General features: G+C 44.8%; 18 protein-coding genes and 1 tRNA gene. 11 read left to right on the top strand and 8 right to left on the bottom strand.

Annotation, left to right across the window (positions count from 1 at the left end; translation table 11 throughout):
- The first annotated feature begins 2 nt into the window (after window positions 1-2).
- Entirely contained in the window at window positions 3-1478 is a 1476-nt protein-coding gene (locus tag AZI86_RS10690; protein WP_061835182.1) for a SpoIIE family protein phosphatase, read from the top strand.
- Here the strand turns inward: AZI86_RS10690 and tsaA are convergent.
- The 4 genes from tsaA to AZI86_RS10670 all read right to left on the bottom strand — a co-directional run bounded on the left by tsaA (window position 1471) and on the right by AZI86_RS10670 (window position 5868).
- Complete coding sequence (gene tsaA, locus AZI86_RS10685) at window positions 1471-2238, bottom strand: tRNA (N6-threonylcarbamoyladenosine(37)-N6)-methyltransferase TrmO (protein WP_061835502.1); 768 nt, start codon at window positions 2236-2238, stop codon at window positions 1471-1473. The genes AZI86_RS10690 and tsaA overlap by 8 nt on opposite strands.
- Window positions 2223-2849, bottom strand: a complete 627-nt coding sequence (locus AZI86_RS10680; protein WP_253715884.1) for an RNA methyltransferase — start codon at window positions 2847-2849, stop codon at window positions 2223-2225. The genes tsaA and AZI86_RS10680 overlap by 16 nt, the downstream gene beginning before the upstream one ends.
- A gap of 152 nt (window positions 2850-3001) precedes the next feature.
- Window positions 3002-5077, bottom strand: coding sequence for a methionine--tRNA ligase (metG, locus tag AZI86_RS10675; RefSeq protein ID WP_061835180.1), 2076 nt, complete (start codon window positions 5075-5077; stop codon window positions 3002-3004).
- A 35-nt stretch (window positions 5078-5112) separates the two neighbouring features.
- Window positions 5113-5868 (bottom strand): carbonic anhydrase, encoded by a 756-nt coding sequence (locus AZI86_RS10670; RefSeq protein ID WP_061835179.1) that lies wholly within the window; start codon window positions 5866-5868, stop codon window positions 5113-5115.
- Between the two features lie 130 nt (window positions 5869-5998).
- Between AZI86_RS10670 and AZI86_RS10665 the strand changes: the two genes are divergently transcribed.
- Entirely contained in the window at window positions 5999-6964 is a 966-nt protein-coding gene (locus AZI86_RS10665; protein ID WP_061835178.1) for an aminotransferase class IV, read from the top strand.
- On the opposite strand, the gene AZI86_RS10660 is transcribed toward AZI86_RS10665, so the two are convergent.
- Window positions 6961-8004 carry a rod shape-determining protein gene (locus tag AZI86_RS10660; RefSeq protein WP_061835177.1) on the bottom strand — a complete coding sequence of 348 codons (1044 nt, stop codon included), beginning with the start codon at window positions 8002-8004 and terminating at the stop codon, window positions 6961-6963. The two genes, AZI86_RS10665 and AZI86_RS10660, sit on opposite strands and share 4 nt — an antisense overlap.
- Before the next feature lie 2 nt (window positions 8005-8006).
- Entirely contained in the window at window positions 8007-8633 is a 627-nt protein-coding gene (locus AZI86_RS10655; protein ID WP_061835176.1) for a hypothetical protein, read from the bottom strand.
- 104 nt (window positions 8634-8737) lie between these two features.
- Here AZI86_RS10655 and AZI86_RS10650 point away from each other — a divergent pair, with 104 nt between their 5' ends.
- The 3 genes from AZI86_RS10650 to AZI86_RS10640 all read left to right on the top strand — a co-directional run bounded on the left by AZI86_RS10650 (window position 8738) and on the right by AZI86_RS10640 (window position 10579).
- On the top strand, window positions 8738-9499 hold the full coding sequence (locus tag AZI86_RS10650; RefSeq protein ID WP_253715881.1) for a glycosyltransferase family 2 protein: 762 nt from the start codon (window positions 8738-8740) through the stop codon (window positions 9497-9499).
- Window positions 9480-10451 carry a hypothetical protein gene (locus tag AZI86_RS10645; RefSeq protein WP_253715878.1) on the top strand — a complete coding sequence of 324 codons (972 nt, stop codon included), beginning with the start codon at window positions 9480-9482 and terminating at the stop codon, window positions 10449-10451. Before AZI86_RS10650 ends, AZI86_RS10645 begins: the two co-directional genes overlap by 20 nt.
- A gap of 52 nt (window positions 10452-10503) precedes the next feature.
- Window positions 10504-10579, top strand: a tRNA-His gene (locus tag AZI86_RS10640).
- A gap of 76 nt (window positions 10580-10655) precedes the next feature.
- Here the strand turns inward: AZI86_RS10640 and AZI86_RS10635 are convergent.
- Window positions 10656-11711 (bottom strand): hypothetical protein, encoded by a 1056-nt coding sequence (locus AZI86_RS10635; protein WP_157684684.1) that lies wholly within the window; start codon window positions 11709-11711, stop codon window positions 10656-10658.
- Between the two features lie 227 nt (window positions 11712-11938).
- On the opposite strand from AZI86_RS10635, the gene AZI86_RS10630 reads away from it, so the two are divergent.
- Both AZI86_RS10630 and AZI86_RS10625 read left to right on the top strand, forming a co-directional pair.
- Window positions 11939-12205 carry a hypothetical protein gene (locus AZI86_RS10630; protein ID WP_061835173.1) on the top strand — a complete coding sequence of 89 codons (267 nt, stop codon included), beginning with the start codon at window positions 11939-11941 and terminating at the stop codon, window positions 12203-12205.
- A 21-nt stretch (window positions 12206-12226) separates the two neighbouring features.
- Complete coding sequence (locus AZI86_RS10625) at window positions 12227-12691, top strand: DUF4112 domain-containing protein (protein WP_081111883.1); 465 nt, start codon at window positions 12227-12229, stop codon at window positions 12689-12691.
- On the opposite strand, the gene AZI86_RS10620 is transcribed toward AZI86_RS10625, so the two are convergent.
- Window positions 12675-12938, bottom strand: a complete 264-nt coding sequence (locus tag AZI86_RS10620) for a SemiSWEET family transporter (RefSeq protein ID WP_061835172.1) — start codon at window positions 12936-12938, stop codon at window positions 12675-12677. The genes AZI86_RS10625 and AZI86_RS10620 overlap by 17 nt on opposite strands.
- A 270-nt stretch (window positions 12939-13208) precedes the next feature.
- On the opposite strand from AZI86_RS10620, the gene AZI86_RS10615 reads away from it, so the two are divergent.
- From AZI86_RS10615 to AZI86_RS10600, 4 genes are all read left to right on the top strand, one after another.
- Window positions 13209-13400 (top strand): hypothetical protein, encoded by a 192-nt coding sequence (locus tag AZI86_RS10615; RefSeq protein WP_061835171.1) that lies wholly within the window; start codon window positions 13209-13211, stop codon window positions 13398-13400.
- Window positions 13401-13487: 87 nt separating this feature from the next.
- Complete coding sequence (locus AZI86_RS10610) at window positions 13488-13862, top strand: hypothetical protein (protein WP_061835170.1); 375 nt, start codon at window positions 13488-13490, stop codon at window positions 13860-13862.
- 41 nt (window positions 13863-13903) lie between these two features.
- Entirely contained in the window at window positions 13904-14173 is a 270-nt protein-coding gene (locus AZI86_RS10605; protein WP_061835169.1) for a hypothetical protein, read from the top strand.
- Between the two features lie 81 nt (window positions 14174-14254).
- Window positions 14255-15220, top strand: coding sequence for a S8 family peptidase (locus AZI86_RS10600; protein ID WP_061835168.1), 966 nt, complete (start codon window positions 14255-14257; stop codon window positions 15218-15220).
- Window positions 15221-15287: the final 67 nt, after the last annotated feature.

Here is a 15287-nt window from a genome sequence, read left to right as displayed (position 1 = left end):
CGATGAAACTCAATTCACAAATTAAAATATTGATTTCAGTCCTGTTGGTTTTTGCGGTCTTAACCAGTGGGGTGATTTTTCTGAAATCACAGTTCACTGAAAAAAAGGAAATGATCACTGATCTTATCTTGCAAAAAAATCGTTTTTTAAGTCGCGCCATTCAGGGAGCGGAATTTTCTAAAATCCCCCAAATTTTAAACGAAGAGCTCAGCGTGCCCGAGTGGTCGCGAACGATGTTGATTGATAAAAATGGCAAGATCCTTTTTCAAGACTCTTATTCCAAGTCCCAGCATGATGATGTTCTTTTGAAAAGCGATCGTTTGCGTCAGGTTCTTAGTGGCGGCAGCAGTGAAGGACTTTTTAACGATGTCAGCTTTGCCGATGGCGAGGTGTTTTTAGGTTACAATCAAGTTCCCGGCGTGGGATTGATTTTATCCGTGGCCCCCGTATCTCTAATTCAAAAATCCATGGCGTTTCAAGCGCTCAGCGTGGGAATCATCACGATCTTAATTTTAACCTTCGGTCTTTTGCTTTTTTCCGCAGTACTAAATCGTCTGACTTTGGGGTTAGAAGTTCTTTCGAAAGAAGTTGATAATATCGGTCAGGGAAATCTTAAAGCGCGTATTAAGCATAAACTGGGTGCCCAAGAAATCGAAGTATTGGCGAATGCCTTTAACTCGATGGCTAAAAACATCGAAGATTTGATCTTAGTTAAAGAAAAAAAGTCTTACATGGATGCAGAGATTCGCACTGCCGAAAAAGTTCAGAAAAGTTTTTTTCCTGAACTTCACGTGGATGAGCGGCATTATTCTATCTCAGGGTACAGTGAGCAATTGCATGGCTGCGGCGGGGACTGGCTTTATCATTTTCGGCGAGGTGATATGCTTTATTTGGGCGTCGGGGATGTCACCGGTCACGGGCTGTCCTCGGCATTGCTTACGGGCGTGAGTCGCGCCGTATTCTCGGTTTTTGAAGACGATCCCAAGATTTCTCCGGCCAGGATGCTAGAAAATCTGCATAAGGTTTTATATAAGGTCGCTCAAGGAAGTTTAACGATGACTTTCTTTTTAGCAAAAATAGATATGACGACGGGCGAATGTACCTACTCCAATGCCAGCCACTGTTCGCCTTTGTTATTGAATAAATCTTCCGGAGAATGGAACAGTGAATTTATCTTAGGGGATGCCGGTCCCTTATTGGGCAGCGAAAGTCAGACTTCTTTTACGGATAATAAATGTGTTATAAAAAAAGGCGATTGGCTTTTCGTGTACACCGACGGGGTGCCAGAAATGAAAATTGGACCCGCAGAGGGGCAACCTAAGAGTTTAGGCGATCGCCGGATGATCAAACTTCTTAAAGAATCACTGACTAAAAAAGGCCCCTCATTAACTCAGCATATTGCCTCGCGACTTAAAGATATGCGCTCGATTCATCCCGTCGACGATGATTTTTCCTGGATGATGGTGGAATTTAAATAAAAGTCTTTAAAAACAGGCGGTGAAGATCTTTATCGCTGTAGGTATCTTCTTCTAATTTCAGGTCGTGATCTGAATATCCCGAAAAGACATCTGAAACCTCAAGCAAGGTTCCTTTAATCTGAAACTGCACGCGCCAAGTGCGGTAAGCTAAGATATAGTCCTTTTCCTGGGCTTTGACTCGCTTCTTTTTCGAATTGGTGGGTTCATATTCTAATTGATGACGAATAAAGCCTCGCAACTGTGAGACGCCGTGGCTTTCAAGCCAAGAAATCTTTTTTTCGGCCAACGGGCTCACAGATATTTCAAATCGTTCGGCATTTTTTAGCCATTCAGGCTCCGCCCCCGGAATAGAATCGGCATAGGCCACGTAAGGTTTAATATCAATGATCGGACTGCCATCTAAGATATCTGCTCCCGCCACATAGATTTTTAATTTATCAATGCGCTCCACGCGCACGCAGCTCATGCCAATACCATTCGGACGGTAAGGGGAGCGGGTGGCAAATACGCCAATTTTAGTATCTCGTCCGCGAGGTGGCAGCACCATCGGATTCCAATTTGGATTATGATGGAACTGAAAAAGAACCCAGATGTATTCACACCCCTCTAGACCCATTAAGGCTTGTTCAAAATTAGAGCCTGCAAAAAGTTCGATGCAACCTTCGGAATGAAACTCATCAGGTTGTCTTCCGGCTTCATAGGGTTGCACTTGGTCAGATTTAAAAGTTCCAATAGCTTCGATTTCTATTTTGTGCGCCACTGTCTCATCCATTCAAATCCCGCAATCGCGGCCGTCACTCCCACATTCAGGGAATTTTTTCGTCCGCGCAAAGGAATGATGCGAACTTCATCAATCACTTTTAATATTTCAGCATCTAAGCCAAAGCGCTCATTCCCTAAAACAAAGGCGGTGGGTTCAGCACTAAAGGGCGCGTAAAGATCAAGCGCGGTGGCGGCCGTCTCTAAGGCCACAATGCGATAGCCTTCGTCTTTCAGTTCTTCTAAACACTCTAAAAGTTTCCCAGCTTCCGCCCATTCAAGGTACTCTTGCGTGCCCATAGCGGTTTTTTCAACCTTCCATTGCTCAGGCGTCGGGGTGTAACCGCAAAGATACACTTTGCTGGCTCCTAGACACTCGGCCGTGCGAAAGATCGAGCCCACATTAAAGGCTGAGCGGATATTATCTAAGACAAAGACCAGTGGTAATTTCTCTGCCACTTCGATGGCAGAGCGATCATTTTCTATAATTAAAAAATCATCGTCTTGCAGATTCTTATTCAGCAAACGCTCAAAGGGCACCGCAAATCCTGAAAAATGCTTTAATGTCATGTCGGGCACTAAGTGCTTTTCCAAATCACTAAGGCGTGACACATCGTCGTTAGCGCTCTTGTTTAGATTTTTTATCTTTTCTTTTAAATCTGAAAGTAGGGGGCCTGAAAAAGAAAAATCCCTTGAGGATTTTTCAAGCTCTAAAAAAAGCTTATGAATTTCTTCAAGGGATTTTTTATCTTGAGCGTTGAGCATCACTTCACGCGTTGACCGACTTTGGCACCTGCATCTGCTGACAGGACAAAAAGATCACTGCCACCTGTGCCGGCCGCTAAAATCATGCCCTCAGACATACCAAATTTCATCTTGCGTGGTTTTAAATTCACGCACACCAAAACTTGACGGCCCACCATGCTTTCCGCCTTGTAAGCCGCTTTGATTCCAGAAATAATCTGACGAATCTGTCCACCACCGATATCGACTTTTAAGCGAAGCAATTTGTCGGCCTCTTTGATTTCTTCAGCCTCAACGATATGCCCGATACGTAAATCGACTTTTTCAAAATCTGCAAATTCAATCTCGGGCGCGTAAGCGTTAGGATCGACGGGCTCTGCCTTTGCCGATTTTGTGGGCGCACTCGCCGCAGCTGCGGGTTTTGAACTCGCCGCTTTAGCCGCTGCGATCTCTTCATTGATCTTGCGGCTTTCTTCCACCATGGCTTTCACTTTGTCGGCCTCTACACGAGTCGCTAAGTGCTCATAGTCGTTAATAGGGCGATTGGTCAGAATTTTTTGAGCATCGTCCCAGATATAGTCTTTTTCACCTAAAAGTTTTTCCACTTTCAGAGTGTACTCTGGCAACACGGGCTTCATAAAGATCGCAAGCATGCGGAAAATATTTAAAGTCGTCGTGATGACTTGCTTAGTTCCGGCAGGATCTGCTTCTAAAGTTTTCCACGGAGCTTTTTCGTCAAAGTACTTATTGGCGTCATCCGCCAAGGTGCGAATTTCCGCAAAAGCCTTCGCGAAATCACGGTTTTCATAAAATCCCGCGATAACCTCCGCTTTTTTCTGGGCTGCTTCCAGCAGTTGAAGCCCTTCAGAATCCGGAGTCGACATCACGCCGTCCATTTTCTTTTTTAACATCTGGCCCCCGCGGGAGCCAAGATTCGTGATCTTACCCACAAGCTCTGAATTCACGCGATTGACGAACTCTTCCAAGTTCAAGTCAATGTCATCCACGGATGAAGTCAATTTTGTCGCGTAATAAAAACGTAAATATTCAGGATTTAAATGGTTCAAATAAGTTCTAGCGGCGATAAATGTCCCTTTAGATTTAGACATTTTTTCACCATTCACCATCAAGTGACCGTGAACGAAAACTTGATTCGGTGAACGGAACTCGGCGGCTTTTAAGAACGCGGGCCAAAAAATCGTGTGGAAGCGGGCAATATCTTTACCAATGAAATGATAGATCTCGCGATCCGGATCTTGCCAGATGTCTTTTAAAGTTTTGCCATGGGTTTTTGCCCATTGTTCGGTCGTGGACATATATCCCATTGGAGCATCCACCCAAACATAAAAGAATTTTTTGTTGTTCGTGCCCGGGATCGCAAAACCAAAGTACGGCTCATCACGCGAAATATCTAAATCTAAAAGATCCGCACTGAACCACTCGAGCATTTTTTTGCCGACTTCCGGCGCGCAATGTTTCGGGATCCATTCTTCAAGGTAGGCTTTAAAGTCATTCAGTTTAAAGAAAATACTCTCACTGCCTTTTAAAACAGGTGCGGTGCCACACAAAGAACAGTGAACGTCTTTCATGTCACTGGGCGCATAAGTCGCCCCACACACGTCACAAGAATCACCGTATTGATCTTTGGATTTACAATTCGGGCAGGTTCCTTTCACAAAGCGATCCGGTAAGAACATCTTATCGTGTTCACAGTAAAGTTGTTGGATGGCTTGAGTGCGTGTGTGACCACCCTCAACGAATTTTTTATAAAAATATTCACACAAAAGACGGTTTTCTTCAGAATTGGTAGAGCCGTATCGGGAAAACTTCACTTGGAAATCAGCAAAGTCTTTGGTGTGTTCTTCGTAACTTTTGGCGATCAAAGTTTCTGGCGTGATACCTTGTTCACGCGCTTTCACCATGATCGGGGTGCCGTGAGTGTCATCAGCGCAAATAAAAGTGCACTCATGACCGCGCATGGTCTGAAAACGCGCCCAGAAATCGGCTTGCAGATACTCTACCAAGTGGCCCAAATGGATGTATCCATTGGCATAGGGTAAAGCACAGGTCATCAGAATCTTACGTTTGGCAGTCATGAGCAAAAACCTTTCAAAACTTGGGGCGGAGTGGCTTAGCGCCAGTCTACGCGGCCCGTTTCAAGGTTATACATGGCTGTGACGATTTTTACATCTCCCGAAGCAATAGCGTCACGCACGATATCAGAGCGATCTTGAAGCTCTTGGGCTAAACGATCGACATGTTCCCAAGAATCTTTCGAATTATTGCCTAAAACCACGATCAAGTTAGGTCCAAGATCCAAAACGCCGTATTCAACACTTGAAAGCAGGCCTAAATCTGAAGCGGCCACCGCACCACGAACCACAAAGATCTCGCCCAGTTTTTGGTCAAAAATGATTTCTGGCGGAACGCGAGAATCACTAGATCCCACCACGATCGCGTGAGGAGTTTCGGCCCCCGCTAAGCGAGCACGATCTTTAGCTGAAACGCCGTCCGCACGGAAGCGGCCTTTCATAAAACGCGTGTTTCCGTTTTTTAACCACCCCAAGGCTTTGTAAGCAGGAACTTTACCAACTTTACGAGTTTGAGTTTCTTTGCCATGAGTGGCCGCAATATGGTCGGCCGCCGCTGAAACCGCTTCTTTCACTTCGGAAGCGGCTTTGCTTTCAGCGACTTGTTCGTCCGGGGCGATTTTGGTGACTTCTTTTCCATTTGAAGTCGCAGGCAGTCCTGACGCCTCTTTGATGTTTCCATCTTTGTCCTTGAGGACCACTTTCATTTCATCTGATTGTTGTGGTGCTCTGCGGGTAAAGCTTGAGCAAGCGCTTAAAGAAACGGCCACTAAAGCCATGACGATAATTTTTAACATATTTCCTCCGTGAATAAGACACCTCTATTGTCAGGACCTCTATCGAGGGAGGTCAAATTAAAAACAAAAAAACTTTTGCCACCTCTTGCTAGAGTTTTAGAATAGATCATCCCATGAAGGAGCAAAAGCGGTGATTCCTGTATTAACGACCTCTGACATCCAAAAAAAGATCTCTGAACACAGTTATCCTGCGCAAAAAACCTATTTGGCCATGTATAGCACTTGGTGGGGCGGAATTATCAAGGACCCTGCAATGATGATGGTTCCGATTGATGATCATTTGGTTCATCGGGGTGATGGTGTTTTTGAAGCCATTAAAGTGGTTGATGGCAAGGTTTACTTGATGGAAGAACACTTAAAGCGTTTAGAGTCCTCGGCTCAAATTATTGGTCTCCCGTTACCCATGCCATTAGAAAACATCCGTAATGTGTTACTTGAAACCACGAAGGTGTCAGGAACCGAGAATGCGGTTTTGCGGCTTTATATTTCTCGCGGGCCGGGTCATTTTTCAACCAACCCTTATGACAGCATTGGGTCGCAAATGTATCTGGTGGTGACCCATCTTACGCGGTTGTCGGATCAAAAATATCAAGACGGTGTTAAGATCGGGAAAAGTAAAATTCCGCCCAAAGAGTCCTGGCTTGCAAAAATAAAAACCTGCAATTATTTGCCCAATGTGATGATGAAAAAAGAAAGTGTGGATCGCCATCTTGATTTTACAATCGGTATCGACCATCAAGGCTTTTTAACTGAAGGCAGCACTGAAAATATCGTGATCGTTGATAAAGACGGAAATCTTTTAAGACCCGAGCTTCGCCAGATTTTGAAGGGCACCACGATGATTCGCACTTTAGAATTGGCGGACAGCCTTTTAAAGACTGGAAAAATCAAATCCATTTCTGAAAAAAATCTCACGGAAAAAGATCTACAAACGGCAAAAGAAGCCATGATGATCGGAACAACCTTAGATGTGTTGCCCGTTTCCGAGTACGAAGGACAAAAAATCGGCGAGGGACGGCAAGGTCCCGTCGCTAAAGAGCTTTTAAGTCTTTTACGAGAAGATATGAAAAGCGGCCCGAAGGCCACCGCGATTTAGACTTCTAGCTGAATCTTGTCGAGCAATTCTGGATCGCTTAAGACCGCTTCGCCACCTTTGGCGATGGCGGTTAACGGATTTTCCGCCACTCTCACGGGCAGGCGCACTTCGTTTTGAATGCGTAAATCAAAATCACGAATCAAAGCGCCGCCTCCGGCTAGGACAACACCGTTTTCGATAATATCTGAAACCAACTCGGGCGGCGTGTGTTCTAAAGCTTTGTGAATCGCATTGATAACTTCTTGAATGTTGCCATTCATCGCCAATCCCACATCTTCAGAGCTGACTTCCATGTTTTTATTCATTCCGGTCTCGGCATCACGGCCGGTGATGGTCTCAGTTCGAATATCTTTCTTCGGAACGGCGGTGCCGATAGTTACTTTTAAGTGTTCGGCGGTGGATTCAGAAATAATGATTTTTTTATAGCGACGGAAATAATCAATGATCGCATCATCAATTCTATGACCGCCGACTCTGGCCGCTTCGCAATAAACGATATCGGCAAGAGCAATCACGGCGACTTCGGTGGTTCCTCCGCCGATATCGATAATCATGCTGCCTTCAGCCGATTTGATATTTAAGCCGGACCCAATGGCTGCCGCCATGGGCTCATCAATCAAATAAACTTCTTTGGCTCCCGCGGCCTTGCAAGATTGGATGACCGCTTTCTTCTCCACTTCCGTAACCCCATAAGGTAATGACACCACAACGCGTGGACGGGAATAGGCCGATTTTACGCCGGGCTGACTTAAGAAATGTCTTAACATCACTTCGGTGGTGTCAAAGTCGGCAATAACACCATCACGGATCGGTTTTTGCGGGAAAATGCTGCCAGGGTTGTTTGCCAATTTTTCTTTGGCATCCGTTCCGACCGCAATCACGCGTTTTTTTCCGGGACTTGTTTGTTGGTAAGCAATCAGTGAAGGTTCATTTAAAATGATCCCTTTGCCGCGAGCGGCGATCAGCGTATTAGCGGTGCCAAGATCTACATAAAGATCTGCGGCTGTTCCAGCTTCGTCTTTAAAGAACCAAGATAACATAATTACTTACCGAAACCTTTTTGATCATCAAATGGGAATGTCGCAAAAATCGAAATATAAGAATAAGACTTGTTAAGTTCAAAACCAATTTCTCCGCCGACAACGCCGTATTGCCAGTCCACGGGGTGCCACTCGCTGCCCAAAGCTAAATTGGAGGCCGTGACGTTTTCTTTATCCATATTTAAGTAGGTAAAAGGAATCGCAATATAAGGAACTGTCAGGCCGTACTCCGTCCCAAACTTTTTACTGATCAGCGGAGCCAGTTGTAGCTGCACAATATTTTCATCTTCATCGCGAGCAATCCCGCCACCGGCGCGTAAGCCCATTGCCGGTTGATTGTCGACATCAGGAAAGGGAATCCATTTTACACTCGCAAAAGCATTAAAATCCACAGAGCCTGCGCCCATCGTAATGCGGCCGCTGGTGGATTCGTTAAAGGAAGTGTCTAAGAAAACATTTAAGTTCGCTCCGCCACCGCGGTTCAAAAGAACTTGGGGCTCAAGTCCGACTTGATATTTTCCTGCAGGCAAAATTTCGCCAGACTCTGCAATGCTTAAATAAGCATGGGCTTGGTTTGCTATTGTCGAAGCTAAGAAGACACCTAACACCAGGGATTTAGCAAATTTCATAACGTAGCGCCTTTCAAAGACTTTTTAAAAGTATCTGTCTATGCAAAATGGTATCGAGTCGCGAATCGTTTGACAAGACCTTGATCCAAAGAGAATCTGGATGGGTGACGAAATTGCCAATTTCCCTAGTGATCATCACTTTCAATGAAGAAGCCCATATCGAGCGTTGTATTCGTTCATGCCCCTTTGTTGATGACGTGGTGGTGGTGGACAGTTTCTCGACGGATCGCACCGTTGAAATTGCCACCAAAATGGGCGCCCGCGTTTTCAATGAAAAGTGGAAAGGCTTTGGTCCTCAAAAAGCTTTCGCCACGGCTCAAGCAAAAAATCCCTGGATACTTTCCTTAGATGCTGATGAAGCTCTCAGCCCAGAGCTGGCGGCTGAAATCATCGCGAAATTCTCTGGGCTTGATCCCGAGGCGGGGTTCTTAGTTCCGCGGCGGTCTTATTACTTGGGGCGCTGGATCAACCATGGTGGATGGTATCCCGACTACCAATTGCGCATGTTTAATAAAGACAAATCACAATGGAATTCCGCTGCTTTACACGAAAAAGTAGAAGTGAAGAGGCAGCTTAAATTTCAACATGATTTACATCATTGGGTCTTTGATGATGTGGCGGACCAAGTTCAGACCAACAACCGCTACTCCAGTTTGGGAGCTCAAGGCTTGGCAGACAAGGGACGTCGTTTTTCTTATTTTAATTTGCTTACAAAACCCGCAACCAAGTTTGTGGAAACCTACTTTTTTAAGGCCGGTATTTTAGATGGCCTTCCAGGTTTTTTAATTTCCGTCAGTGCGGCTTATTCCGTATTTTTAAAATGGGCAAAGCTTTGGGAGATTGAGCGTGTTCAAAAGAGATCTTAAAGTAGTACTTTTTGTTTTTATCGGTTTTGTAGGGGTGTCGGCTTTTGCGGCTCCTCCCAAGTATCCGTTGATCAGCGAATTCCAGGGACAGGTGTGGTTGACTGGGAAAGACGGAAAAAAAGAGGTCGTGCAAAAGAAGACCGTTCTGCGTGAAAAAGCCGTGATCCAAACTTCGGCAACGGGTTTTGCCAAAGTTCTTTTAGATGATTCTCGCAGCTTTAGCGTTCTGGCTTCAAGTGAAGTTTCGATTCCGGCCATTTCATGGGAAGGCGGGGAAGCACCCGTTTTATTCATCCGTTCCGGGGATATTTTTTGGGAACAAGATCCTCAAAAGCCAGCGGCCTATAACACGGCTCTTCGTTCGGATCTTTTTGAGTTTATCGCGGCCCCCGGGGCTTACGTTTTATCGATGAACCCGGCCAAGGCCTTCGCCTCCGTTAAGATGTTAGAAGGCAGCATGGTTTTTTCAGCCATGAATGCCGAAGAAAGCGTGAAAGTCCAAAAAGGTCAGCAGGTCGGCTTTCAAGGAGTTTTGGAAGAGGGCGAGATTGCTTACGATATTTTGCTAAAAGGTAAAAAGATCCCGAAAGGTCGTTTGACTGCGATCACGGCCGTGGATGCGAGCGAACTTAATAAACGGGCCGAAAACGAAAAAAAAATTCAGGCTGAAAAAGCCGCCAGCGAGAAAAAGCACAAGGCGGCCGAGGCTAAGTTTAAAAAAGAGGGCTTTATCTGCAGTAGCCCTTTTGCGAAGTTCAATCAGTGTGCTTGGGTTTGCCAGAACAACCCTAAAAAGGAAAAGAAGCGCTGTTTGGCTTCCAATTCCGGGGTTTCCTGCGTTCGCCAGCGCTGTAACGCTAATGGTCAATGGGCCGAAGTGACGCTCTTAGATGCCGAAAAAGCCAGCAGCATTTGCCAAGCTCAGCCCCTTGTAGCCCCTTGTGATTATTAAATTCTTTCTTGCACTTCGTCCGCAAGACTAATATAAAGATCTCTCTTTTGTGGTGGCCGTAGCTCAGTTGGTAGAGCATCGGATTGTGATTCCGAGTGTCGCGGGTTCAAGCCCCGTCGGTCACCCCAATTTTCTTCTCTATATGGGCTCGGCTCTTCTCATTTTACTGTTTATCACTCAGCGCAATTCAATAAAAACAAGTATTTAAGGTTTCATCCTATTTTGTTCAATGAATTTTTGGAACTTTTTGATGATTCTAAGTCTGCGGATTATGTTGACAGGGTTCAGGCGTTTCACCGCTTGTTCTACTTGTAAAGATCGGCACTCTCCCTTCATTACCTGATGACAAAAGCTCTCGCAGTTGAAGGCGGAGGGTGAGTAAAGTTTTGGATTGGCAAGTACCGTCTCAATCCTTTCGTAAAAGTTCTGAAGATTTAAATTTGCTGGAATAAGAGTCACGTCTTTTTCGGTGCTCGTCCAGATAAATTCCCTTCCCGTTGTTGTTATAATGTCGGAATCGATCGTGTTTTGGATAAAAAAACCACCCGCAATTTCTAAGGCGTGATGTTCATATGTGACTTTATCTTTTTTGAAGCGTTTCACTGAAAGCCACCGCACGAAATTCATGCTGTTCATCAGATAAGCTTTGATGAGTAAATCAGCCGTAATCTTCACGGAGGGGATGTAATAACTGATAGTTGCGGTCGGAGGTGTTGGATCTATGTGAAGACCGTATATATTTCTTAGGTCGTGTCTTGAAAAAATTCGCTCCCTAAAGTTGGGTAAATCAGAGCTAAGCTCCAAGAAGTTGGTGAAAATCTCCAACAAGGCCGTCAAGGTCACAAGATTGCTGTTTGGCGCTGGAGTGCCCGCCAAAGGCGTGAAGCGAGGATTAAGAAGGCCGTGATAGCGGACTAAGCCCCGCTGAATTAGCCCACGAAGAGATGTTGCCACCATGGGAATTGCATTTGCATCGTTAATTCCTGCAGCGAATGCAGGAGTAGTGTGAATAATAACCTTGGTCTGTTCGCCTGAGTTTTTAAGGTAAACATCCACAATTTCATGATTTTGAGAAGACAAAACCAGGCCGGTATTTTCTGCATGAGTCTGATACCATGTTTTAAGTATATTATCTAAATCTTCCTGTCGTCCCAGGAAAGGCTTTACGTAAAGTCTTGCTAAAAACATCAAAGGCTTATTTGGGAAATTCGCTGCTTTGAGTATCATTCTTTCTGAGAAGGTTAGATTTCCTTGATCCAAGGTGAGTCCTTTCTGATTATGACTATATTGTAATGGTAAAAGTACTTAAGGAATATAACAATATATTGTTTATAAAAGAATGCGCGGGCACCCACTCGGCAGTTCAGGGGGCTCGTTCTTAGTTTGGAAATCGTTATCTCTTTTCCAATGTATTTGCACAGCGAAGGTCTAGAAGAATTTATTAATTCCAGATTTTGGTCCAATATCCCTCTCATCGGAGGTACGCAATGCCGAATCAATCCATGATATCCCAAAAAGACAGCGATAATAACATCCACGCCAAAATCGAATTTTGCGAAGACGAACTTTTAGACGTGGTCCGTTTTATCGGATTTCTAAGAGCCTCTCGCTCTATGGATGAAATTCCCGAGCACTTTGGTCTGCTCTACGATGATGAACTCTCCATTGAAGACAATATCGAAGTCGCTCGCGAACGCGTGTATGACCTGCGTCGCAAGCTTGATTCCCTAAAACGAATCGCACGCATGGAATAAGTTTACTCCCAAGGGACATCGATGGCTCAAGGAATCCAAGATTTAGAATACATCGCCAACCAAATGGACACACGCTTTCGGGGACCTCTGGGGTTCCGCTTTGGCTGGGACGGAATTTTAGGATTAATCCCCGGGGTGGGGGATTTGGTCACCTCAAGCTTTTCTTTTTACATCATCTTTCGTGCCGCTGCGATGGGCGCGCCGCCCGTGATTATTGCTCGCATGGGCTTAAATGTTCTTATTGATAATGTTTTTGATGTGGTTCCAGTATTAGGATGGATTTTTGATTTTGCGTGGAAAGCCAATCAAAAAAACGTGCGACTTTTGCAAAGCTTCACTTTTGATCAGCGCAGAACCCAATGGCAAAGTCGTCTGTGGGTTTTTGTGGTGCTATTTATTATTTTCGCTTTGATTGGGTGTTTTGTGGCGGGTGGATTTTATCTTTTATGGCTGATGATCTCTTTTCTTTCTATGAATTTTTCTTAAACTTGTAGGTAAAGTAAAGCCCCGTAAAATTAACGCCCATCATGACCACGTTCAAAAAAATAAAAACATAGTTTTTTAAGTTGTAAGAGTATAGCACCAGCCCCAGACCCGAAAGCAGCTGCCCCACATAAAGAGCGTATGAAACATCGTCGGCACTGCGATGATGAATTTGTTTTTTGATTTGCGAAATCATCGTGAAAACTAAGATCAGTGAAGCCAGCCAACCCAGGATGTCATTAAAACCCAAAATACATCTCCTTTGAATTCGTTAACGTTATTTTTTTGGATTTCGACTCCCTAGTCATGTGTTTATCAAGTAATAAAAATACGCTATTTCTAGATGAGTTGATTTATTAACCTGCCGGATTCTCGGCAACAGTTCCACCGAGAACTCGGCATTGCCGAGAAACCGGCAGGGTGAAATCGCTTTAAGTTATTGAAAATACACAAAATCTCTCTTGGCACTTTCGCTGCAATACCTTTTTGGCAGAAACATGAAACGCCAGGGAGGCCTAAAATGAAATCAAATATTCTTTCTAAAATTATTCGCGCGGTTATATTAATGTCGCCATTTTCTTTGCCCAAGACATCCGTCGACGCGAGACCCGCAAATGCCGAAATTCACGATGTCGAAATTGAAGTTTTGCGAGCACGCCTAGATAAAGAACGCATGGCTTACTTGATGTTAATGTCGGGACGCCTGTTTTAAATGATTATTTACAAAAACAAGTTTTAAATGAAAAGAGTGAAGCCTCTTCGCTATAAACTAGGATAGCAATTTATACGGGAGGCTTTGATGAAGCTGCTAGGTGCCGCTCTTTCTATTCTTCTATATTCTTCATTTAGTTTTGCGGTCTGTCCATTTGATGGAATGTATATTTACGAATTAAAACAAGATCCGCGTTTTGTTGTAACGCCAGAAACTCAAGGGCGCATCACGCGGGATTTATTTTGGGCCAATGAAAAGTTTTTCCGTGATTTTACAAAATACAAATGTCGCGGCGCTTATCGCACCGCCCAAGTGAAAGAAGTCGCAACAGGGGACGTCTTTACGTATTACCGCACGGTGATTGACGCTTGTGATGGCGGCAATACCGTTGGAGTGATTGTTCCCAAGGGGCGTCATAAAGCGATTGCCGAAATCGGGGACTCAGAGATTCGTTGTTACTAATATTTAAGTCAGTTATCATAGCCGCATATTAAGGAATTCTTATGGCCATGATATTATTTGATGAAGGTAAGAAAATCGGCGAGATCTCGGACTGGAAGGTCACTTCCTTGGCGCCGGTTTATAAAAACGTCTTAGGCAAAGAAATTCTTTCCAGCAAAGGCATGGATGAATGCACATTCACTTCGCCTAAACCTGTAACCAAAAAATCAAAGCTGACCATCAAAGATGGCACAAAAGAAATCGCGCTTAATCTCAAATCGGTCAAAGGCGGAACTTTTATCACCGCCACCATCATCGCAAAAGAAAAGTAAAGCCAGGGGGGTAACGCCTCTAGCTATGTCTTGAACAACCCCGTGTCCTTGACAACGATAAGGTCTTAATAGGGGGAATCTATGAAGTTTATTATTCTTGGTGCTCTTCTTTGTGCGGCTCAAGTCTTTGCTAATCCAGGTATGGATTCTATGAACGTGAACTGGGGACAGGATAAAATCCAAGTCGCTTCCGCATGGAATCAAGGAATCAAAGGTGCCGGTGTTCTTATTGGTCTTGTTGATTCAAATATGAACTATCAACATCCGCAATTGCGTCAAAGCTTGGCCGTGAACGAGGCTGAATTTAACGGTCGCCCCGGGGTTGATGATGATCGGAATGGATACGTGGATGATATCTACGGTTGGGACTTCGTAAACTTCCGACCGCCGTCAACCTATAGCATTCACACGACTCATTTGGCGGGTATCATGGTGGCTGATAGCTCTCAAGGTCGTATCCAAGGAATCGCCCCTGAAGCCAAACTGGTTCAGGCTATCTTTTTGGATCAAGGCAATAGCGGCCGCATCGCCGATGCGGTGATGGCGATTCGTTATGTGATCAATCGGGGGGCGAAGATCGTGAATATGTCCTGGGGAGGAGCGCCTTATGTTCAAGAATTCTATGACGTGATCGCGCAACATCCCGATGTTTTATTTGTCACCGCGGCCGGCAATGATGGCTATGACCTGGGGCGTTTTCCAAGTTACCCCGCAAGCTTTCATTTGCCGAATATGATTGTTGTTGGGGCCTCCAACGTCTTAGATCAATATCCTTCATGGTCAAACTATGGAGCGCTTGTAGATATCGTAGCACCCGGCGTGGGAGTTTACAGCACCGGCCCTCGCAATGATTACGTGGTGATGGATGGAACAAATATCGCCACTCCGTTTGTTTCGGGTGCCGCGGCTTTGTTGTGGAGTCATAAGCCGACAGCGACGGTGGCCGAAATTAAAGCTGCCTTACTTGCGGGAGTCGACGTCGGCAACTTCCCGGTAAGCTCTCAAGGTCGTTTGAATGTCGCTAAAGCTCTTGCAAATTTAAAATAGTTAGATTCATACAAATTGAGAAATAAAAAAAGGCACCCGTTATGGGTGCCTTTTTAGTTCAATGCAT

The organism is Bdellovibrio bacteriovorus, from assembly GCF_001592735.1.
Lineage (GTDB): Bacteria > Bdellovibrionota > Bdellovibrionia > Bdellovibrionales > Bdellovibrionaceae > Bdellovibrio > Bdellovibrio bacteriovorus_D.
Note: the sequence above shows the minus strand (reverse complement) of the source record. Positions and strands in the feature narration are given on the sequence as shown.